We start from the raw sequence: 19,629 nt of genomic DNA on the forward strand, positions 1-19,629 counted from the left end.
GTCCAGCTATTGGCACCAGACAAGCCTAATGACCGACGTGACCAGGACCCGTCTTTACGTTCCCGACGATCTGAGCATCGGCGGCGGCATCCTGCTGGCCGAGGAGCAGGCGCATTACCTGCGCCATGTGCTGCGGCTGGAGGCCGGCGCGGCAGTCGCGCTGTTCAATGGCCGGGACGGCGAGTTCCGCGCCGTCATCGCCGAAGCCGGCAAGAAGGCCTGCCGCCTGACCGTCGAGGCACTGCTGCGTCCCCATCAGGCAGCGCCCGATATCTGGCTCTGCTTCGCGCCGATCAAGCAGGGTCGCATCGAGATCATCATCGAGAAGGCGACCGAGCTGAATGTCGGCCGCCTGCTGCCGGTGATCACCCGGCGCGTGCAGATGCAGAAGGTGAATGCTCCGCGTCTGGCCGCCCATGCGCGCGAGGCGGCCGAGCAATGCGAACGGCTGGATGTGCCGGCCGTGGCCGAGGCAGTCACGCTGGAGAAACTGCTGCAGGACTGGCCGGCCGATCGTCGCCTGCTGGTCTGTGCCGAACGTGCGGATGCCGAGCCTCTGCTGACGGCGGCGCAGGCCCTGCCGCCGGCTGCGTCCTGCGCGCTGCTGATCGGGCCGGAAGGCGGCTTTGCGCCGGAAGAGTTGCAGCGTCTGGCGGCTGTTCCGCAGGCCCGGGCCGTTTCGCTGGGGCCGACCATCCTGCGGGCCGAGACAGCGGCCATTGCCGCCCTGGCCATTTTACAATCGGCCCGGCGGAATTAGGCGGGCCGGCGAAATTGGGCCGGTTGTTTAGGCGGCGGTTATACCATCCGCCGAACGCCGGACTGTCATCCAGTCGCGGTATTCCGGTACTAGACACGAACCAATAACTGCCCCATATGCCCCGGTACAGTCTTTGAACCCCGCTCTGTCCGGCCCCGTCCAGCCAGCGTAACGATAATAAAAATCACCCGAGGTTTCCTGCATGTCCGGACCGGCCCAGGCCCCTGAGACGCCGATCTCATCCAAGACCCAGCTTGTCGAATACCTCGCCCAAGGATCGAAGCCGGCCGCCGACTGGCGCATCGGCACCGAGCACGAGAAATTCGCCTTCAACAACGCGGACTATCGCGCGCTGCCCTATGAGGGCAAGGTCGGGATCAAGCGTCTGCTTGAAGAGATGCAGCGCTTCGGCTGGGAGAAGGTCGAAGAGAACGGCAAGGTCATCGCACTGACCATGAACGGCCAGTCGGTGACGCTGGAGCCGGGCGGGCAGTTCGAACTGTCCGGCGCGCCGCTGGAAACCATCCACCAGACCTGTATCGAGGTCTCGACGCATCTGAAGCAGGTGCGCGAGATCGGCACCGAACTCGGCTTCGGCATGATGGGGCTGGGCTTCAACCCGAAATGGCGTCGCGACGATATCCCGGTGATGCCCAAGGGCCGCTACGACATCATGCGCGCCTATATGCCCAAGAAGGGCAATCTGGGCCTCGACATGATGCTGCGCACCTGCACGGTGCAGGTGAATCTGGATTACGCTTCTGAAGCCGACATGGTGAAGAAGTTCCGCGTCGGCCTGGCGCTGCAGCCGCTGGCCACCGCGATGTTCGCCAACTCGCCCTTCACCGAGGGCAAGCCGAACGGCTTCCTGAGCTATCGCAGCCAGATCTGGACCGATACCGATCCCGACCGCACTGGCATGCTGGGCTTTGTCTTCGATGATTCCATGAGCTTCGAGCGCTATGTCGATCATGCGCTGGATGTGCCGATGTATTTCGTCTATCGCGACGGCGCCTATGTCGATGCCTCGGGCCAGAGCTTCCGCGACTTCATGGCGGGCAAGCTGCCGGCGCTGCCGGGCGAGACGCCCACGCTGCGGCATTGGGCCGATCACATCACCACGCTGTTCCCCGAAGTGCGCATGAAGCGCTTCCTGGAGATGCGCGGCGCCGATGGCGGTCCGTGGTCGCGGCTCTGCGCCCTGCCGGCGCTGTGGGTCGGCCTGCTGTATGACCAGGGCGCGCTGGATGCGGCCTGGGACCTGTGCCGTGACTGGACGCTGGCCGAACGCGAGCAGCTCCGTCTGGATGTTCCGAAATACGGCCTGCACACGCCACTGCGCGGACGGCCGCTGAAGCACTATGCCGAGCAGATGGTGCAGATCGCCATGGGCGGGCTGAAGGCGCGCAGCCGCCTGTCGCCGGCTGGCGAGGACGAGACGCATTTCCTGGAACCGCTGGTGCGCATCGTGGAAAGCGGCGAGACGCCGGCTGAAGCGCTGCTGAAGCTGTATAACGGCCGCTGGAACCAGTCGGTCGATCCGGCCTTCACCGAGCTGGCGTATTGATCCAAGTTTTCAGGCGCTCTGCATTGTAAAGCGAGTTTGCTTCGGCATCGCGCAGCGCCTTTGGTGCTGAGATTATTTCCACGCCCAAATCCCAAAGGGCTTGGCGAGCGGCGGGCCATTGCCCTACTTGAGCCTGCTGGTCGATAGCGGCAAGGCGGCGTGACCAGTTCTCGAGCAAACTCTGAGCTTCTGCGAAACCTTCAAATCGTTCATGAATAAACCCGATCTGGCCGCGGACCATGGTGATGGTGCGGTTGGTCAGGGCAACATCTTCTTCTAGAAGAGGAACGATGATTGTCGTACCGACCCGAACGAGATCATTAAGGTCTCCCTTTAGCGTGATGGGCTCTTCAGTAGCGGCGACCGGCTGCAATTTTTCCTGATAGGCAACGAGCGCATCCAGCAGCAGGCCGTCCGGCTCGGCGCCGGCAAACTCGGTCACGATCACCCGGCGGGTGAATTCACGCAGTGAGCCCATGCGCTTGTCATGGCCGAAACGCTCTTTCGTTTTCACGCCGCGCAGGCTGGGGATTTCCAGCGGATTGAACTGGTCATCCTCGCCGCGCAGGTTCCAGAAGGCGTTGCTGACGTCGATGGTGCCCGGCTTGTCAGAGAGGCTGGGGATGAAGAAGGCCGTGGTGGCATGGCCGTTGGCGTGGCAGGCCTGACAGGACAGCCCGGCCTTGCGCGCGGTGCCACCCAGGATGTCGGGGCTGCGGAAGGCCAGCCGACCGAACTCGACGTAGAAGCTCTGCTTCTCGCCGCCTTCAAGCGATTCCTGCGGACGCTGGCTGAGGGATTGCACCGACAGGCTGCCGGGCGGCAGCCATTCCAGCGCGCCGATCAGGGATTGCGCGGCAACGGGCCGTGGCGCAGCAGATTGGGCCGCGAGAAGCAGCAGGACAAAAGCCAGCCGACGCATGTCAGGACTCAGTCGTTGCGGTGATCGGGGAAGCTGTGGTTCATCTCGCGCGAGGGCTGCTCACACTCGCAATTGCCCACGATCTTGGCCGGGACGCCGGCGGCCGTGCAATGGGGCGGCACCGGGATGAGAACCACGCTGCCGGCGCCGATCTTGGCGCCTTCACCGATTTCGATATTGCCGAGAATCTTGGCGCCAGCGCTGATCAGCACGCCGCGACGGATCTTCGGATGGCGGTCGCCGGTTTCCTTGCCGGTTCCGCCAAGCGTGACGTTCTGCAGGATCGAGACATCATCCTCGATCACGGCGGTCTCGCCGATCACCACACCGGTGCCATGATCGATCAGGATGCCGCGACCGAACTTGGTGGCCGGATTGATGTCGACGGCGAAGGTTTCCGAACTGCGGCTCTGCAGCAGGAAGGCCATGGTCTCGCGGCGCTGGTGCCACAGCCAATGCGCCACGCGATGCGCCTGCAGCGCCTGGAAGCCCTTGAAGAACAGCAGGGGCTTCAGGAAACTGCGGCAGGCCGGATCGCGCTCATTCACGGCGACCAGGTCGGCCCGCACGGCATGGCCGATATCGGGATCGGAGTCGAAGGCTTCTTCGATCACTTCGCGCAGGCCCAGCGCCGGCAGTTCGGCGCTGCCCAGCTTCTGCGCCAGGATGTAGCTCAGCGCATCTTCCAGACGCTCGTGATGCAGTACAGCGGAATGCGCCATGCTGCCCAGCAGCGGTTCCTGCTGGGCGACGACGGCGGCTTCCTCGCGGATGCGCTGCCACACCGGATCGTGCTTGAGCAGATCGGCGCTGCTATGTGTCTTGCCTAGGCTGGCGGGCATGGGACCTTCCCCCTCGGATACCTGTGGATAGTTTACGCGGCTTTGGCGGTTCCGCCCACCGTTAATCCTTCAATCAGCAGGGTCGGCTGACCCACACCCACCGGCACGCCCTGGCCCGACTTGCCGCAGGTGCCGACGCCGGCATCCAGCTCCAGATCGTTGCCCACGGCGGTCACCTTCTTCAGCACCTCGGCGCCGGCGCCGATCAGGGTGGCGCCCTTGATGGGCGCACCGACCTTGCCGTTCTCGACCATATAGGCCTCGGTGCAGGAGAAGACGAACTTGCCCGAGGTGATGTCCACCTGACCGCCGCCGAAATTCACCGCATAGATGCCTTTGTCGACGCCGGCGAGGATTTCGCCCGGGTCGCGGTCGCCGGCCAGCATGTAGGTGTTGGTCATGCGCGGCATCGGATTATGGGCAAACGACTGCCGCCGGCCGTTGCCGGTCGACTTCACGTTCATCAGGCGGGCGTTCATGCGATCGTACATGAAGCCCTTCAGGATGCCGTCCTCGATCAGCATGGTGTTCTCGGTCGGTGTACCTTCATCGTCGATGCTGAGTGAGCCGCGGCGGCTTTCGATGGTGCCGTCATCCACGATGGTGACGCCCTTTGCCGCAATGCGCTCTCCCACCATGCCGGAGAAGACCGAGGTCTTCTTGCGGTTGAAGTCGCCTTCCAGGCCGTGGCCGATGGCTTCATGCAGCAGCACGCCGGGCCAGCCCGGACCAAGCACGACTTTCATTTCGCCGGCCGGCGCCGGGATGGAATCCAGATTGACCAGTGCCTGGCGCAGGGCATCGTCCACTTCAGCCTGCCAGTGGACCGGATCGAAGAAGCGGCTGTAGCCGACGCGGCCACCGGCGCCACGGCTGCCGGTTTCCATGCGGTCACCCTGGCCTGCGACAACGGCCACGTTCAGACGAACCAGCGGGCGCACGTCCTGCATCAGGCTGCCATCGGCACGCAGGATGCCCACCGCCTGCCAGCTGCCGGCCAGCGAGACCGAGACCTGCTTCACGCGCGGGTCCTTGGAGCGCGCATAGGCGTCGATGGCCTGCAGCAGCGCCACCTTCTGCTCGAAGGGAATTTCGTTCAGCGGATTGTCGTTGCCATAGAGATGGCGGTTGGTGGCCGGCGGCGGGCCGCTCATCTCGCCGCCATGGCCATCGCGCACGGCGCGGACGGTGGTGGCGGCGCGCTTGATCGCCTCCTCGCTCAGGTCGGAGGCATGGGCATAGCCGGTCTGCTCGCCCGAGACGGCACGCAGGCCAAACCCTTGCGTGGTGTCATAGGAAGCCGATTTCAACCGGCCGTCATCGAAACTGAAGCTTTCGGACTGGCTGTATTCCAGGAAGAGCTCGCCGTCATCGGCGCCATGCAGCGCATCGCCGACAATGCCGTCCAGCCGCGTACGGTCGAGCCCGGCGCGGGTGAAGAACAGTTCCTGGGCAGTGGTGGCGGCCATGGGGACCTCGTCAGGGGAAAGCGGTCGGGAATTATATGGCGTCGGGGTTAAGGAAAATACAGCCCCCGTCTGCCCGGATAGCGCGGCTGTGACCGGCGTCCTGTCGCCGTAACGGCGGCACCAAATCCTTTTCCGCCTAACGGCGGCGCCTGTCGCTGGTTTTCAGCAGGGCGGTGATCTCGGCCGGCGGGACCGGCTTGCTGATCAGATAACCCTGCAGCTCGCTACAGCCGACGCCGCGCAGGAAATCGCGCTGCGCCGGGGTTTCCACACCCTCGGCCACCACCGGCAGATCAAGACCGTTGGCCATACCGATCATGGCGCGGACCAGCGCGATGTCGCGATCATTGCCCGGCAGGTCGGCGATGAAGGCGCGGTCGAGCTTGATCTTGCGGATCGGCAGCCGCTGGATGTAGCTCAAGCTTGAATAGCCGGTGCCGAAATCGTCCAGCGCCGCGTCGATGCCGATCTCGGCAAGTTCGCGGATCGCCTGCACAGTGGCTTCCATGTTCTGGATCGCGGCCTGCTCGGTGATCTCGATGCCGAGGAAGGGGATCAGTTCGGGTTCGTCGGCCGCCATCTTGCGGAAATGGGCGGGCAGGTCGTCGCGGATGAACTGCTGGCCCGAGACATTGACGAAGACGCGGCGCGGTTCGACGCCGTCGCGCAGCCACTGGCGAATCTGGTCCGAGACATGGGCGAAGACCCAGCGCGTGATCGCCACAATGGAGCCGGTTTCTTCGGCCAGCGGGATGAATTCCGATGGCGAGATGGCGCCGAGATCGGGATGGTGCCAGCGCAGCAGCGCCTCGATGGCGCAGATCGCGCCGCTCGTCGTCTCCACCACCGGCTGGTAGACGACATGGAATTCGTTCTGCGTGATGGCGGCGTCGAGATTCATGGTCAGCCGCAGCCGGCGTTCGGCCGCACGGGTCATTTCCGGGCTGTAGAAACGCGTGGAATCGCCGCCGGCGGCGCGCACCAGCTTCATCGCCAGTTCGGCCTTGGCCAGCGCATCGCTCATCTTCTCGGACGGATCGTCGATGATGGCCGCGCCCATGCTGACCTTCAGCGTCACCACCCGGCCCTCGACGGTGAGCGGCTTGGTCAGGTGCGCATGCAAGGCCTGCGACAGGTTCAGCGCGTTGTTGAGATCGGTGACGGCGGCCAGGGCAGAGAACTGGTCGGCGGCGATGCGGCCGACCAGCGCTTCGCGCGGCAGCACTTCGGCCAGGCGGTCGGCGGTGCTTTTCAGCACACTGTCGCCGATGTGGTAGCCGAAGCCCTCGTTGATGTCGCGAAAACCGTCCATGTCGAGGTTGAACAGCACCCACAGGCCGCCATCGAGACGATGCTGGGCGCCCAGCATGCGCTCGGTCTCGGCGATCAGGCTGGCGCGGTTGAGGATGCCGGTAAGCGGATCGTTGCGGCTGGCGAATTCGGCGCGCAGCTCGACGTCGCGACGGTCGGAGATGTCGCGCACGATGCCAACGAAGCCCGCGCCGTTCTCGCCGTTGTATTCGCCGACGCTGAGGTGGATCGGGAAAATCTCGCCTGATTTCTTGCGGCCCAACGTGTCGCGACCCAGGTTGAGAATCTTGGCACGCTTGGTGGTGAGATAGTTGCGCACATAGGAATCATGACCCGACCGGAACGGCTCGGGCATCAGAATCTTCACATTCTGGCCGACCAGTTCGTCAGGCTGGTAGCCGAACATCTGGGCGCAGGTGTCGCTGACGCTGACCAGCAGGCCCTGGCCGTCGATGCTCAACACGCCCTCGTTCATGGTGGCGAGCAATTCGCGCAGCGTGTCGCCAAGGCCGCCTTCATGGGTGGCGGCGGGCTCGGCGACGCGCTGCTTCACCGGTGCGATGGCGGCCGGCGGCGGTTCGGGCGGCTGCGGCGGCGTGCTCGGCTGCTCCGGCGGCGTCCAGTTCTCGTCCACATCCGACAGCATGCGCCAGGCGGGGAAGGTCATCTGCGCCTGCGTGCCGCTGCCGATCGTGCTGCTCAGCATCAGCGAGCCGCCATGCAATTCCATCAGGCGCTTGCTGATCGACAGGCCAAGGCCGGTGCCGCCATGCTGGCGCGCCACTTCCGCCTTGGCGAGCTGGAAGGGTTCGAAGATATGTTCCAGGCGCTCGGGCGGAATGCCGATGCCGGTGTCGACCACGGTCAGCGCCGGCGTGCCGTCGGGCAGTTGGCGGAAGATCACATCGATGGTGCCGCCACCGGGCGTGAATTTCACGGCGTTGCCCAGCAGGTTGATCAGCACCTGCTTAACCACGCGTTCGTCGGCGCGCAGTTGCGGCAGGCTGTCGGGCGACAGGTTGCGCAAGGAGATGCCGCCGCGTTCGGCCTGCGGCCGCACCATGGTCAGGGCCGAGGTGATGACGGCCGAGAGATCGACGGCCTTTTCATCCAGCGCGTAATAGCCCGCCTCGATGCGCGACATGTCGAGAATGTCGCCGATCAGCGCCAGCAGATGGGTGCCCGAGCCGTTGATGTCGCGCGCGTAGTCGACATAGCGCGGGATGCCGACCGAGCCGAACATCTGGTCGCGGATGATTTCCGAGAAGCCGATGATGGCGTTCAGCGGCGTGCGCAGCTCATGGCTCATATTGGCCAGGAACTGGCTCTTGGCGCGGCTGGCTTCCTCGGCCTGGCGCAGGGCGGCTTCGATGCGGCGCTGCTGGCGGTACTGTTCGGTGATGTCGCGGCCCGAGCCGCGATAGCCCATGAAACGCCCGCTGGCGTCGAAGACCGGTTTGCCGTTGATCTCGATCCACAGCTCGATGCCGGTGTTGATCGAGCAGTAGCGGAAGCCGCGGAAGGGCTCGTGGCGGTCGAGCTGGCGGCGATGCTCGTCCCAGAACAGCAGGTCGGCCTCGGAATCGCCCTGGACGGCGACCTCCCAGCGGCAGCGGCCGAGGAACTGGGCACGCAGCGCCGTGGTATGCGTCGCCGATGACTCGGAAATCCAGGTAAACTTATGATCCGCATCGGTTTCCCAGAACCAGTCCGATGCCAGTTCGGCGAAATCGCGCAGCTTGTACTCGGCCACCTGCAGGGCGACCTGGTGCATCTTTTCGGGCGTGCTGGCCTCGGCGATCACCATCAGGCCAGCGACGCGGCCGTCATTGTCATTGAGCGGGGCGACGGTAAGGCCCTGGCAGAGCCAGCCATTGGCCCAGCGGATCAGGGTGTTGCCGATCTGGCGGCGGCCTTCCCGGCGGGTGGTGTCGAGCAGCTCGCGCACCTTGTCGACTTCGCCCAGGGCAAAGCCCGCCGACAGGCCCTGACCGGTCAGGGCTTCAGCGTTCATCTCCGTCAAAGCGGCGTAAGCGGTGTTGCAGGACACGTATCGGTAGTCATCACCGGGGCCGTATTCTACCGTGAATGCGGGCCGATCAAGCCAGTCGAGTATGTCCTGCGTCAGTTTCCGCTGGTTCGGATCGAGCATGCCTCTGGCCCCCAGGAAAGGGCAGATTAGGGGGCTGGTCGCGATGGCGCAAGCGCAAGCCAAATCAATGCTTAAGGGGGTGGTTCGGGGGCCTGTGCGGGCGGAGCGACAAATCGTCGCAGAATGCCCTCCGACCGCCGCCGGCAGACTGGGCGGCCGGCAAGGGCCGGTGTATGGTCCGGCCTCGAAATAGAGTCAGACTCCCAAGTCATTAAGCGAGGGTATTGAACGATGGGGTGGAATTCGTTTGCGGCCGTCCGCTGGGCCGCCCGCCGTGTTGCGGCTGTGGCCGCGTTTGTCGCCATGCTTCCGGCAGCCGCCATGGCCGCCGAGCAGACGCCGGGCCTGCCGGCGCCGTGGCTCCTGGGCATGCAGCCCGCCGTGAGCCCGGTCGCGCGCGACATGCACACCTTCCATGACCTGCTGATGTGGGTGATCACGCTGATCACGCTCTTCGTGCTGGCCCTACTGGTCTACGTGGTGTGGCGCTTCCGCGCCGGTGCCAACCCGGTGCCGTCGAAGACCTCGCACAACACGCTGATCGAAGTGCTGTGGACCGTGGTGCCGATCCTGATCCTGATCGTGATCGCGGTGCCGTCCTTCAAGCTGCTGTATTTCGGCGACAAGACCAAGAATGCCGAACTGACCATCAAGGCGATCGGCAAGCAGTGGTACTGGTCCTACGAATATCCGGACAACGGCAACTTCACCTTCGATGCCACCATCATTCCGGAAAACGAGATCAAGGCCGGCCAGCATCGCCTGCTGGAGACCGACAACATCGTCGTCGTTCCGGTCGATACCAACATCCGCCTGCTGGTCACCGCCGCCGACGTCATCCATGCCTGGGCCATGCCGGCCTTCGGCGTGAAGAAGGACGCCGTGCCGGGCCGCACCAACGAGACCTGGTTCCGCGCCGAACGCGAAGGCACCTATTACGGCCAGTGCTCGGAAATCTGCGGCGCCTATCACGGCTACATGCCGATCAAGGTGCAGGTCGTTTCCAAGGCCGCTTATGCCAAGTGGGCTGAGGAAGCGAAGCAGAAATTCGCCACTGTCGACGGTGTGTCGCCGCGTCTCGCCGACGCGCGCGTCGCCCAGTAATCGCATCAGATAGAGTAGGGGAACGTCATGGCTCAGGCTCACGCCCACGCGGCCCACGACCATCACGACGATCATCATCTGCCGACCGGCTGGCGTCGGTGGATGTATTCGACCAACCACAAGGACATCGGCACGCTGTACCTGATCTTCGCCGTCATGGCGGGGCTGATCGGCGGCTTCTTCTCGGTGCTGATGCGCGCCGAACTGATGAACCCGGGTGACGGCATCCTTGCCGGCAACCACCATCTGTTCAACGTGCTGGTCACCGGCCACGGCCTGATCATGATCTTCTTCATGGTCATGCCCGCGATGATCGGCGGCTTCGGCAACTGGTTCGTGCCGCTGATGATCGGCGCGCCGGACATGGCCTTCCCGCGCATGAACAACATTTCCTTCTGGCTGCTGATCCCCTCGTTCGGCTGCCTGCTGCTCTCCACCATGGTGGAAGGCCCGGCTGGCGGTCTCGGCATGGGCGGCGGCTGGACGATCTATCCGCCGCTGTCGTCGGATGTCGGCCATCCCGGCCCGGCCGTCGGCTTCGCCATCCTGAGCCTGCACATCGCGGGCGCGTCCTCGATCCTGGGCGCGATCAACTTCATCACCACCATCTTCAACATGCGCGCGCCGGGCATGACCCTGCACAAGATGCCGCTGTTCGTGTGGTCGGTGCTGATCACTGCCTTCCTGCTGCTGCTGTCGCTGCCGGTTCTGGCCGGCGGCATCACCATGCTGCTGACCGACCGCTATTTCGGCACTTCGTTCTTCAAGCCCGATGGCGGCGGCGATCCGATCCTGTTCCAGCATCTGTTCTGGTTCTTCGGCCATCCCGAAGTGTACATCCTGATCCTGCCCGGCTTCGGCATTGTCAGCCAGGTGATCTCGACCTTCTCGAAGAAGCCGGTGTTCGGCTATCTCGGCATGGCCTACGCCATGGTCGCCATCGGCGTCGTCGGCTTCGTCGTCTGGGCGCACCACATGTACACCGTGGGCCTGGACGTCGACACCCGCGCCTACTTCACCGCTGCCACCATGGTGATTGCGGTGCCGACCGGCGTGAAGATCTTCTCGTGGATCGCGACGATGTGGGGCGGCTCGATCCGCTTCAGCGTCGCGATGCTGTTCGCCATCGGCTTCATCTTCCTGTTCACGGTCGGCGGCGTCACCGGCGTCGTGCTGGCGAATGCCGGCGTCGACACCTACCTGCATGACACCTATTACGTGGTGGCGCATTTCCACTACGTGCTCAGCCTTGGCGCCGTGTTCGCCATCTTTGCCGGCTTCTACTACTGGTTCGGCAAGATGTCGGGTTACGAGCTGAGCGAGACCGCCGGCAAGATCCACTTCTGGACCACCTTCCTGGGCGTCAACCTGCTGTTCTTCCCGATGCACTTCCTGGGCCTGCAGGGTATGCCGCGCCGTATCCCGGATTATCCGGATGCCTTCGCCGGCTGGAACTATGTCGCTTCGATCGGCGCCTATATCGCCTTCGCCTCGACGCTGTTCTTTGTCGGTACAGTGATCGCCGCCTTCATCCGCAAGAAGAAGGTTGCCGATAATCCGTGGGGCGAGGGTGCGACCACTCTGGAGTGGACCCTGACCTCGCCGCCGCCGTTCCACCAGTACGAAAAGCTGCCGGTTATCAAGTAAGGCCGGAGTTTCGGGAGCAATCGGTTTGACCGACGCGAGCTTCATCTCACAGCGTAACGAGGCCGGCAATGCCGGCCTCGATGCTGCCTATGCCCAGTCTGGCGAGGCCCGTCCGGCCGACTATCTCGCGCTGCTGAAGCCGCGCGTGATGTCGCTGGTCGTCTTCACCGGCCTGGTCGGGATGGTGCTTGCGCCAGGCTATCTGCATCCCACCCTGGCGATCACGGCATTGCTCTGCATCGCCATCGGTGCCGGCGCCTCGGGCGCCATCAACATGTGGTACGACGCCGATATTGATGCGGTGATGCAGCGCACGCAGGGTCGTCCGATCCCGCAGGGCCGTGTCACCCGTGAGGAAGCGCTCGGCTTCGGCTGCGTGCTTTCGGTCGCCTCGATCCTGGTGATGGCGCTGGCCGTCAACTGGGTCGCCGCCGCGATCCTGGCCCTGACCATCGGCTTCTACGTTTTCGTCTACACCATGTGGCTGAAGCGCCGCACGCCGCAGAACATCGTGATCGGTGGCGCCGCCGGCGCTTTCCCGCCGATGATCGGCTGGGCCGCCGTCACTGGCGATCTCAGCCTGCTGCCGGTGCTGCTGTTCGCCATCATCTTCATGTGGACGCCGCCGCATTTCTGGGCGCTGGCGCTCTATCGTTCGGACGACTATGCCCGCGCCGGCGTGCCGATGCTGCCGGTCGTGGCCGGCGAACGCGAAACCCGCCGCCAGATCCTGATCTACAGCCTGCTGCTGGTGCCGCTGACGCTCAGCCCCTGGGCACTCGGACTGGCCGGCCCGCTCTATGGCGGCGTGACTGCCGTGCTGGGCGCGATCTTCCTGGCGCTGGCTGTGCGCATCTGGCGCGGCACCGGCGACCGCGCCGCCAAGCACATGTTCGCCTATTCGATCCTCTACCTGTTCCTGCTGTTCGCCCTTCTGCTGGCCGAACACAGCCTCGGCTGGGGAGCGTGACCGCCATGTCGCAGCCCAACGATCACAAGCGCCGCCGGGCGCGCAATATCGCATTGGCGCTGGCGCTCGGCGCGCTGGTGGTGCTGTTCTATTTCATCACCATCGCCAAGATGACGGGGGTTCATCCGTCATGAGCCTGACGCGCGAGCAGCAGCAGAAGAACCGCCGCGTGGCCTTTGCCTGCGTGGCTGTGTTTGCCGGCATGGTCGGGCTGTCCTTCGCCTCCGCGCCGCTCTACGACATGTTCTGCCGCATGACCGGTTTCGCCGGCACGCCACTGCGCGCCAAGGCGGCGCCGGGCGTGACCGATCCCGACGAGGCGACCGTGACCGTGCGCTTCAACGCCGATATCGCACCGGGCATGCCGTGGAAGTTCCAGCCGGTGCAGCGTGAAGTGACCGTGAAGCCCGGCGAGGAGACCCTGATCTTCTATCGCGCCACCAATCCGACGGCGCGCGCCGTTTCGGGTCAGGCCAGCTTCAACGTCACGCCAGAAAAGATCGGCCAGTATTTCAATAAGATCGCCTGCTTCTGCTTCGAGGAGCAGGTGCTGCAGCCCGGTCAGAGCGTCGACATGCCCGTCTCCTTCTTCGTCGATCCGGAGATTCTCAAGGATCCGAAGACGCGCGACGTCACCCAAATCACTTTGAGCTACACCTTCTTCCGCAAGCCGGAAGAATCCCGAGTTTCCGACCGCGGCAACGCGGCCGGTTCAACCAACTAGCGTTTGTAACCAGGGGGTCTGATATGGCCAGTAGTGCCCGCAACCACGATTATCATCTCGTTGATCCGAGCCCGTGGCCGTTTATCGGTTCGATGGGCGCCTTCGCGCTGGCGATCGGTTCGGTCTATGCCTTCCATGGTCACAGCTATCTGTGGACCGTGCCGGGTCTGGTGGTCGTGCTTTACACGATGGCTGCCTGGTGGCGCGACGTCATCCGGGAAGCCGAGCATGACGGTCACCACACCCCGGTGGTGCAGCTGCACCTGCGCTACGGCATGGTGATGTTCATCGCGTCTGAAGTGATGTTCTTCGTCGCCTGGTTCTGGGCTTATTTCGGTGCGGCGCTGTATCCGACCCAAGCCATCGGCCACCAGTGGCCGCCGGCGACAATCGAGACCTTCAATCCGTGGGAACTGCCCTTCGTCAACACGCTGATCCTGCTGCTCTCGGGCACCACGGTCACCTGGGCGCACCATGCGCTGCTGCACAACGACCGTAAGGGTCTGGTGCAGGGCCTGACGCTGACCGTGATCCTGGGCGTGCTGTTCACTGCCTGCCAGGCCTTCGAGTACAGCCATGCCGCCTTCGGCTTCAAAGATGGCATCTATGCCTCGACCTTCTACATGGCGACCGGCTTCCACGGCTTCCATGTCATCGTCGGCACCATCTTCCTGCTGGTCTGCCTGCTCCGCGCCATGAAGGGCCACTTCAAGCCCGACCATCACTTCGGCTTCGAGGCTGCCGCCTGGTACTGGCACTTCGTTGACGTGGTGTGGCTGTTCCTGTTCACCGCCATCTATTGGTGGGGCTCGGGTACGCCGGCCGCCCATTGAGTAAAGACGACCTGGTAGCGGGGGCCTACTATCCCCTGCTATCGCCGTTCTCGACGGGGCTTCGCTGTCGCTGTCCGCGATGTGGCGAAGCCCCGTTGTTCGATGGGCTGCTGACGGTCAAACCGCGCTGCCCGTCCTGCGACCTGGATTACGCCACGGTCGATTCCGGCGACGGGCCGGCAGTCTTCGTCATCCTGATCCTTGGCTTCATCGTCGTCGGCCTGGCGTTATGGGTCGAATTGCGCTTCCAGCCGCCGATGTGGTTGCATCTGGTGCTCTGGACCCCACTTATCCTTGGCGGCGCCATTGGTATGCTGCGTCCCTTCAAGGGCGTGCTGATCGCGCTGCAGTTCCGCCACAAGGCGTCGTCCCATATCGCATTGCTAGATGAGTAACCCGTGAGAATCTTCGGCTTCCGGCCGGCCTTCTGGCCGACCATGTTCACCATTCCCGCTCTGATCCTGCTGCTCTTCCTGGGCAGCTGGCAGGTGCAGCGCCTGTTGTGGAAGCTCGACCTGATCGAGAGCGCCGAGGCCGGTCTGCGCGCACCGCCGGTGATGCTGCCGCCGGGCGCGCTCGACGCCGAGGCCTGGCACTTCCGCCGCGTGGTGGTGAAGGGTGTGTTCGACCATACCAAGGAAGCCCATCTGCTGGCGCATTCCGAACGCGGCAATTTCGGTTACCACGTCATCACGCCACTCAAGCGCAGCGATGCACCCGGCTGGGTGCTGGTCAGCCGCGGCTGGGTGCCGGCCGAGGACAAGGATCCGGCGCGCCGCATGCCCGGCCAGGTGACGGGCGAGCAGATCATCACCGGCATCGGCCATGCGCCCTGGGGCAAGGGCTGGTTCACGCCCGACAACGACCTGGTCCGGAACCTGTGGTATTACGGCGATGCCGCCGGGATGCTGAAGGCCGCCGGCATCACCGATGCGCCCGTGCTGTTCGTGGATGCCGATGCCGAGGTCACCGTGCCCGGCACCTGGCCCCGGGCCGGCCATACCCGGGTCACCTTCACCAACAATCACCTGGCCTATGCCTTCACCTGGTACAGCGGTGCCGTGGTGCTGATGGTGATTTATGTGCTATGGCATCGGCGGCGGGAACGCGACGCCGGCAACAAGGCATAGACATCCATGAAGCGTTACAAGGCTCTGGAGCAGCAGTTCCGCCGCATCGGCGCCGTGAATGGCGCGCTGGCCATGCTGGGCTGGGACCAGTCCACCATGATGCCCGAAGGCGGCGCCCGCTCGCGCGCCGAGCAGATGGCGACGCTGAGCGTGCTGCGCCATGAATGGATCACCGATCCGAAGCTGGGCGAACTGCTCGATGAGGCCGAGGCCCAGAAGAAGCAGCTGAACCAGTGGCAGAAGGCCAATCTGCGCGAGATGCAGCGCCAGTGGCGTCATGCCACCGCCGTGTCGTCCAAGTTGGTCGAGGCGCGCTCCAAGGCGGCGATGGCTTGCGAGATGGTCTGGCGCAAGGCGCGCCAGAACGACGACTTCAAGAGCTTCGCCAAGGCCTTCAAACCGGTGCTGGAACTGACCCGCGAGGCAGCCGCTGCGAAATCGGCGGCCTTCGGTCTCAGCGAATATGATGCGCTGCTGGATGAATATGAGCCTGGCGGCCGCTCGGAGCATATCAACAAGCTATTCGCCGATCTGGGCGGCTTCCTGCCCGGCTTCATCGACAAGGCGCTGGCCAAGCAGGACAAGCGCAAGGCGCCGCTGGCCTTGCAGGGGCCATTCTCTGCCGAGACCCAGCGCGCGGTGGGTCTCAAGTTCATGAAGGCGCTCGGCTTCGATTTCAAGCATGGCCGCCTGGATGTCAGCCTGCATCCTTTCACGGGCGGCACTCCGGACGATGTGCGCATCACCACGCGTTATGAAGACGCCGATTTCACCAAGTCACTGATGGGCGTGCTGCACGAGACCGGCCATGCGCTCTACGAGCTCGGCCTGCCCAAGGCCTGGCGTGACCAGCCCGTGGGCGAGGCGCGCGGCATGGTGCTGCATGAAAGCCAGAGCCTGCTGATCGAGATGCAGGTCTGCCGTGGCATGGAATTCCTGACCTATGCCGGCCCGGTACTGCGCAAGGCTTTCAGCGGCACGGGCAAAGCCTGGTCGGATGCCAACCTGCAGCGCATCTATGCGCGCGTGCGGCCCGACCTGATCCGCGTCGATGCGGATGAGGCTACCTATCCGGCTCATGTGATCCTGCGCTACCGCCTGGAGCAGGCGATGCTGAGCGACGATCTGCCGCTGGCTGACCTGCCATATGCCTGGAATGACGGCATGCAGACCTTGCTGGGCGTGGATGTGCCGAACGACCGCCAGGGCTGCATGCAGGACATCCACTGGGCAGTCGGCTCGATCGGCTATTTCCCGACCTATACACTCGGCGCGCTGTCGGCGGCTCAGCTGTTCGCGGCGGCCAAGGAAAAGGACAAGACGATCCTGCCGGGCATCGCCAAGGGTGATTTCAAGCCGCTGCTGCGCTGGCTGCGCGCCCATGTGCATGGCAAGGGTTCGCTGCTCACCACCGACGAACTGCTGCGCCAGGCGACCGGCAAACCATTGAGCACCGCTGCCTTCAAGGCGCATCTTAAAGCCCGCTATCTGAACTGAGATCCACGATGCGTTACGTCAGCACCCGCGGCCAGGCCCCGACCCTCGACTTCGAGGGCGTGCTGCTAGCCGGCCTCGCCACCGATGGCGGCCTGTATGTACCGGAAAGCTGGCCGCAGTTTTCTCTGGCGGATTTTCGCGCCATGCGCGGGTTGTCCTATGCCGAGGTCGCCTTCCGTGTCATCAAGCCGTTTGTCGGCGGCTCCATTCCCGATCCCGATCTGAAGCGCATGATCGACGAGGCCTACGCCACCTTCGGGCACAAGGCGGTCGTGCCGCTGCGCCAGAGCGGCGACAATGACTGGGTGCTCGAGCTGTTCCATGGTCCGACGCTGGCCTTCAAGGATGTGGCGCTGCAACTGCTCGGCCGGCTGTTCGACTGGGCGCTGGCGCGTTCGGGCAAGCGCGCGACCATCGTGGGCGCGACGTCCGGTGATACCGGTTCGGCCGCCATCGAGGGCTGCCGCGGCCGCGCCAATCTCGACATCTTCATCATGTTCCCGCATGGCCGCGTCTCGGACGTGCAGCGCCGGCAGATGACCACCGTCGCCGATGCCAATGTCCATGCTATCGCGCTGGAAGGCACCTTCGACGACGCGCAGTCGATGGTAAAGGCGCTGTTCAACGATGCTGCTTTCCGCGAGCAGGCCGGCCTTACTGCGGTGAATTCGATCAACTGGGCCCGCGTGATGGCACAGATCGTCTATTACGTGACGGCCTCGCTCAGTCTGGGCGGCCCGGAGTGTGCGCCGGCCTTCTGCGTGCCCAGCGGTAATTTCGGCGACATCTTCGCCGGCTATTGTGCCGCGAAAATGGGCTTACCCGTTTCCAAGCTGATCGTCGCGACCAACCGCAACGACATTCTGGCGCGGTTCTTCTCGGGCGGTGACTACCGCAAGAGCGGCGTCGAGCCGACCATCAGCCCCAGCATGGATATCCAGGTGGCGAGCAACTTCGAGCGCCTGTTGTTCGACATGCATGGCCGCGATGGCGCGCAGGTGCGCCAGCTGATGAGCGATCTGGACAAGAATGGCGGCTTCTCGGTCTCGGCGAATGCGCTGGCCGAAACCAAGCAACTCTTCGCCGCCGGCAAGGCCGACGAGGCCGCAACCAAGGCCATGCTGAAGACCGCCTTCGTGGCCGGCAACGGCCTGCTGGTCGATCCGCATACGGCCGTGGGTCTGGCGGTTGCCGCCGAACAGCGCAAAAGCCGCGCCGTGCCGACCGACACCCCGCTGGTGACCTTGGCCACCGCCGATGCCGCCAAATTCCCCGCAGCCGTCGAGGCTGCCACCGGGCGACATCCGGCCCTGCCGCCGCGCCTGGCCGATCTTTTCGAGCGGCCCGAGCGCCAGACGGTGCTGCCCAACGATTACAGCAAGGTGCGCGATTTCATCGAAGCGCGTAGAGTGAAGTCATGACAGTTCGTATCGGTACCCTTTCCAACGGTCTGCGCGTGGTCTCCGAGGCCATGCCGCAGGTCAAGACCGTGTCCGTCGGCATCTGGGTCGATGCCGGTGCCCGCGACGAGACGCCCGAGATCAATGGCGTCGCCCATATGCTGGAGCACATGGCCTTCAAGGGCACCGAGAAGCGCTCGGCCCTGGCTATCGCCGAAGAGATCGAGGCGGTTGGCGGTCATCTGAACGCCTTCACCTCGCGTGAGCAGACCGCCTATTACGCCCGCGTCATGGCCGAGGATACCGGTCTGGCCCTCGATATCCTGTCCGACATCCTGCAGCACTCCGTCTTCGACAAGGACGAGCTGGAGCGCGAGCGCGAGGTCATCATCCAGGAAATCGGCCAGTCGGAAGACACGCCCGACGACATCATCTTCGACCATCTTCAGGAAACCGCTTTCCCCGGCCAGTCGCTCGGTCGTTCGATCCTCGGCACCGTGGATCGCGTCACGGGCATGAAGCGCGAGGATCTGCAGGGCTTCCTGTCGCGCTTCTATCATGGCCCGAGCCTGGTGCTGGTCGCGGCCGGCGCGGTCGACCACGACATGCTGATGGCCGAGGCCGAACGCCTGCTGGGCAAGCTGAATCGTGCCGCCCGTCCGGCGCAGCAGACGGCGCTCTATGGCGGCGGCGGCGAAAAGCGCGCCGTGCGCGATCTGGAGCAGGCCCATGTAGCGATCGCGCTGCCGGGTCTGGCCTATGACGATCCCGATTATTACGCCATGCAGGTCTATGCCACCGTGCTGGGCGGCGGCATGTCCTCACGGCTGTTCCAGGAAGTGCGCGAAAAGCGCGGCCTGGCTTATTCGGTCTATGCCTATCCGGCCTCTTATCGCGACGGCGGCCTGATGACCATCTATGCCGGCACCGGTGGTGAGAAGCTGCCGGAACTGATGCCGGTGCTGGCCGAGGAGCTGGGCAAGCTCTGTGGCAAGGTCGAGTCCGACGAACTGCAGCGCGCCCGCGCGCAGCTGAAGGTCGGCCTGGTGATGTCGCTGGAAAGCTCGGGTGCGCGCATCGAGCAGCTTGGTCGCCAGATGCTGCTGTTCGGCCGTCCGCTCGATCTGGATGAGGTGCTGGTCTCGGTCGACAAGGTGGATGCCGCGGCCGTGCAGAAGGTCGCCGAACGCGTCATGTGCTCGGCGCCGCCGACGGTGGCAGCGCTCGGCCCGGTGCAGCAGCTTGAATCCTACGCGCGCTTCGCGGCGCGGTTCGGCTAAAGCCGGCGGGGCGGGGGAGGC

At 64.5% G+C, this 19,629-nt stretch carries 17 protein-coding genes; 13 read left to right on the top strand and 4 right to left on the bottom strand.

The window, feature by feature from the left end:
• Window positions 1-28 precede the first annotated feature (28 nt).
• Together AC1RRE_RS06880 and AC1RRE_RS06885 are read left to right on the top strand one after the other, a co-directional pair.
• Complete coding sequence (locus tag AC1RRE_RS06880) at window positions 29-760, top strand: 16S rRNA (uracil(1498)-N(3))-methyltransferase (RefSeq protein WP_492980370.1); 732 nt, start codon at window positions 29-31, stop codon at window positions 758-760.
• 202 nt (window positions 761-962) lie between these two features.
• Window positions 963-2,327 carry a glutamate--cysteine ligase gene (locus AC1RRE_RS06885; protein ID WP_492980371.1) on the top strand — a complete coding sequence of 455 codons (1,365 nt, stop codon included), beginning with the start codon at window positions 963-965 and terminating at the stop codon, window positions 2,325-2,327.
• Here the strand turns inward: AC1RRE_RS06885 and AC1RRE_RS06890 are convergent.
• The 4 genes from AC1RRE_RS06890 to AC1RRE_RS06905 all read right to left on the bottom strand — a co-directional run bounded on the left by AC1RRE_RS06890 (window position 2,308) and on the right by AC1RRE_RS06905 (window position 9,023).
• The gene (locus AC1RRE_RS06890) at window positions 2,308-3,249 is read right to left on the bottom strand and encodes a hypothetical protein (RefSeq protein ID WP_492980372.1); all 942 of its coding nucleotides are present in this window, start codon (window positions 3,247-3,249) and stop codon (window positions 2,308-2,310) included. The genes AC1RRE_RS06885 and AC1RRE_RS06890 overlap by 20 nt on opposite strands.
• Window positions 3,250-3,257: 8 nt before the next feature.
• On the bottom strand, window positions 3,258-4,091 hold the full coding sequence (gene cysE, locus AC1RRE_RS06895; protein ID WP_492980373.1) for a serine O-acetyltransferase: 834 nt from the start codon (window positions 4,089-4,091) through the stop codon (window positions 3,258-3,260).
• Between the two features lie 32 nt (window positions 4,092-4,123).
• Window positions 4,124-5,560 carry a metalloprotease TldD gene (tldD, locus tag AC1RRE_RS06900; protein ID WP_492980374.1) on the bottom strand — a complete coding sequence of 479 codons (1,437 nt, stop codon included), beginning with the start codon at window positions 5,558-5,560 and terminating at the stop codon, window positions 4,124-4,126.
• A 136-nt stretch (window positions 5,561-5,696) separates the two neighbouring features.
• The gene (locus AC1RRE_RS06905) at window positions 5,697-9,023 is read right to left on the bottom strand and encodes an EAL domain-containing protein (protein ID WP_492980375.1); all 3,327 of its coding nucleotides are present in this window, start codon (window positions 9,021-9,023) and stop codon (window positions 5,697-5,699) included.
• Window positions 9,024-9,254: 231 nt separating this feature from the next.
• On the opposite strand from AC1RRE_RS06905, the gene coxB reads away from it, so the two are divergent.
• The 11 genes from coxB (at window position 9,255) to AC1RRE_RS06960 (ending at window position 19,608) form a co-directional block, all read left to right on the top strand.
• On the top strand, window positions 9,255-10,127 hold the full coding sequence (gene coxB, locus AC1RRE_RS06910; protein WP_492980376.1) for a cytochrome c oxidase subunit II: 873 nt from the start codon (window positions 9,255-9,257) through the stop codon (window positions 10,125-10,127).
• A 27-nt stretch (window positions 10,128-10,154) separates the two neighbouring features.
• Window positions 10,155-11,774: a cytochrome c oxidase subunit I gene (gene ctaD, locus AC1RRE_RS06915; RefSeq protein ID WP_492980377.1), complete on the top strand. Its 1,620-nt coding sequence runs from the start codon at window positions 10,155-10,157 to the stop codon at window positions 11,772-11,774.
• 25 nt (window positions 11,775-11,799) lie between these two features.
• The gene (locus AC1RRE_RS06920; RefSeq protein WP_492980378.1) at window positions 11,800-12,744 is read left to right on the top strand and encodes a heme o synthase; all 945 of its coding nucleotides are present in this window, start codon (window positions 11,800-11,802) and stop codon (window positions 12,742-12,744) included.
• Window positions 12,745-12,749: 5 nt separating this feature from the next.
• Window positions 12,750-12,878 carry a cytochrome c oxidase system small membrane protein gene (locus AC1RRE_RS06925; protein WP_492980379.1) on the top strand — a complete coding sequence of 43 codons (129 nt, stop codon included), beginning with the start codon at window positions 12,750-12,752 and terminating at the stop codon, window positions 12,876-12,878.
• Window positions 12,875-13,468, top strand: a complete 594-nt coding sequence (locus tag AC1RRE_RS06930; protein ID WP_492980380.1) for a cytochrome c oxidase assembly protein — start codon at window positions 12,875-12,877, stop codon at window positions 13,466-13,468. The genes AC1RRE_RS06925 and AC1RRE_RS06930 overlap by 4 nt, the downstream gene beginning before the upstream one ends.
• Before the next feature lie 23 nt (window positions 13,469-13,491).
• The gene (locus AC1RRE_RS06935) at window positions 13,492-14,301 is read left to right on the top strand and encodes a cytochrome c oxidase subunit 3 (protein WP_492980381.1); all 810 of its coding nucleotides are present in this window, start codon (window positions 13,492-13,494) and stop codon (window positions 14,299-14,301) included.
• 95 nt (window positions 14,302-14,396) lie between these two features.
• Complete coding sequence (locus tag AC1RRE_RS06940; protein ID WP_492980382.1) at window positions 14,397-14,696, top strand: DUF983 domain-containing protein; 300 nt, start codon at window positions 14,397-14,399, stop codon at window positions 14,694-14,696.
• 3 nt (window positions 14,697-14,699) lie between these two features.
• Window positions 14,700-15,431, top strand: a complete 732-nt coding sequence (locus tag AC1RRE_RS06945) for an SURF1 family protein (protein ID WP_492980383.1) — start codon at window positions 14,700-14,702, stop codon at window positions 15,429-15,431.
• Between the two features lie 6 nt (window positions 15,432-15,437).
• Window positions 15,438-16,928, top strand: a complete 1,491-nt coding sequence (locus AC1RRE_RS06950) for a carboxypeptidase M32 (RefSeq protein WP_492980384.1) — start codon at window positions 15,438-15,440, stop codon at window positions 16,926-16,928.
• Window positions 16,929-16,936: 8 nt separating this feature from the next.
• Window positions 16,937-18,349, top strand: coding sequence for a threonine synthase (gene thrC, locus AC1RRE_RS06955; protein ID WP_492980385.1), 1,413 nt, complete (start codon window positions 16,937-16,939; stop codon window positions 18,347-18,349).
• On the top strand, window positions 18,346-19,608 hold the full coding sequence (locus AC1RRE_RS06960) for a M16 family metallopeptidase (RefSeq protein WP_492980386.1): 1,263 nt from the start codon (window positions 18,346-18,348) through the stop codon (window positions 19,606-19,608). The genes thrC and AC1RRE_RS06960 overlap by 4 nt, the downstream gene beginning before the upstream one ends.
• Window positions 19,609-19,629: the final 21 nt, after the last annotated feature.

The organism is Ferrovibrio sp. GW821-FHT12D07, assembly GCF_058807275.1.

Excerpts from the sequence above, each read along its gene's own strand:
- AC1RRE_RS06880 (WP_492980370.1), top strand. The coding sequence starts at position 29 with ATGACCGACGTGACCAGGACCCGTCTTTACGTTCCCGACGATCTGAGC.
- AC1RRE_RS06885 (WP_492980371.1), top strand. The coding sequence starts at position 963 with ATGTCCGGACCGGCCCAGGCCCCTGAGACGCCGATCTCATCCAAGACC.
- AC1RRE_RS06890 (WP_492980372.1), bottom strand. The coding sequence starts at position 3,249 with ATGCGTCGGCTGGCTTTTGTCCTGCTGCTTCTCGCGGCCCAATCTGCT.
- cysE (WP_492980373.1), bottom strand. The coding sequence starts at position 4,091 with ATGCCCGCCAGCCTAGGCAAGACACATAGCAGCGCCGATCTGCTCAAG.
- tldD (WP_492980374.1), bottom strand. The coding sequence starts at position 5,560 with ATGGCCGCCACCACTGCCCAGGAACTGTTCTTCACCCGCGCCGGGCTC.
- AC1RRE_RS06905 (WP_492980375.1), bottom strand. The coding sequence starts at position 9,023 with ATGCTCGATCCGAACCAGCGGAAACTGACGCAGGACATACTCGACTGG.
- coxB (WP_492980376.1), top strand. The coding sequence starts at position 9,255 with ATGGGGTGGAATTCGTTTGCGGCCGTCCGCTGGGCCGCCCGCCGTGTT.
- ctaD (WP_492980377.1), top strand. The coding sequence starts at position 10,155 with ATGGCTCAGGCTCACGCCCACGCGGCCCACGACCATCACGACGATCAT.
- AC1RRE_RS06925 (WP_492980379.1), top strand. The coding sequence starts at position 12,750 with ATGTCGCAGCCCAACGATCACAAGCGCCGCCGGGCGCGCAATATCGCA.
- AC1RRE_RS06930 (WP_492980380.1), top strand. The coding sequence starts at position 12,875 with ATGAGCCTGACGCGCGAGCAGCAGCAGAAGAACCGCCGCGTGGCCTTT.
- AC1RRE_RS06935 (WP_492980381.1), top strand. The coding sequence starts at position 13,492 with ATGGCCAGTAGTGCCCGCAACCACGATTATCATCTCGTTGATCCGAGC.
- AC1RRE_RS06950 (WP_492980384.1), top strand. The coding sequence starts at position 15,438 with ATGAAGCGTTACAAGGCTCTGGAGCAGCAGTTCCGCCGCATCGGCGCC.
- thrC (WP_492980385.1), top strand. The coding sequence starts at position 16,937 with ATGCGTTACGTCAGCACCCGCGGCCAGGCCCCGACCCTCGACTTCGAG.
- AC1RRE_RS06960 (WP_492980386.1), top strand. The coding sequence starts at position 18,346 with ATGACAGTTCGTATCGGTACCCTTTCCAACGGTCTGCGCGTGGTCTCC.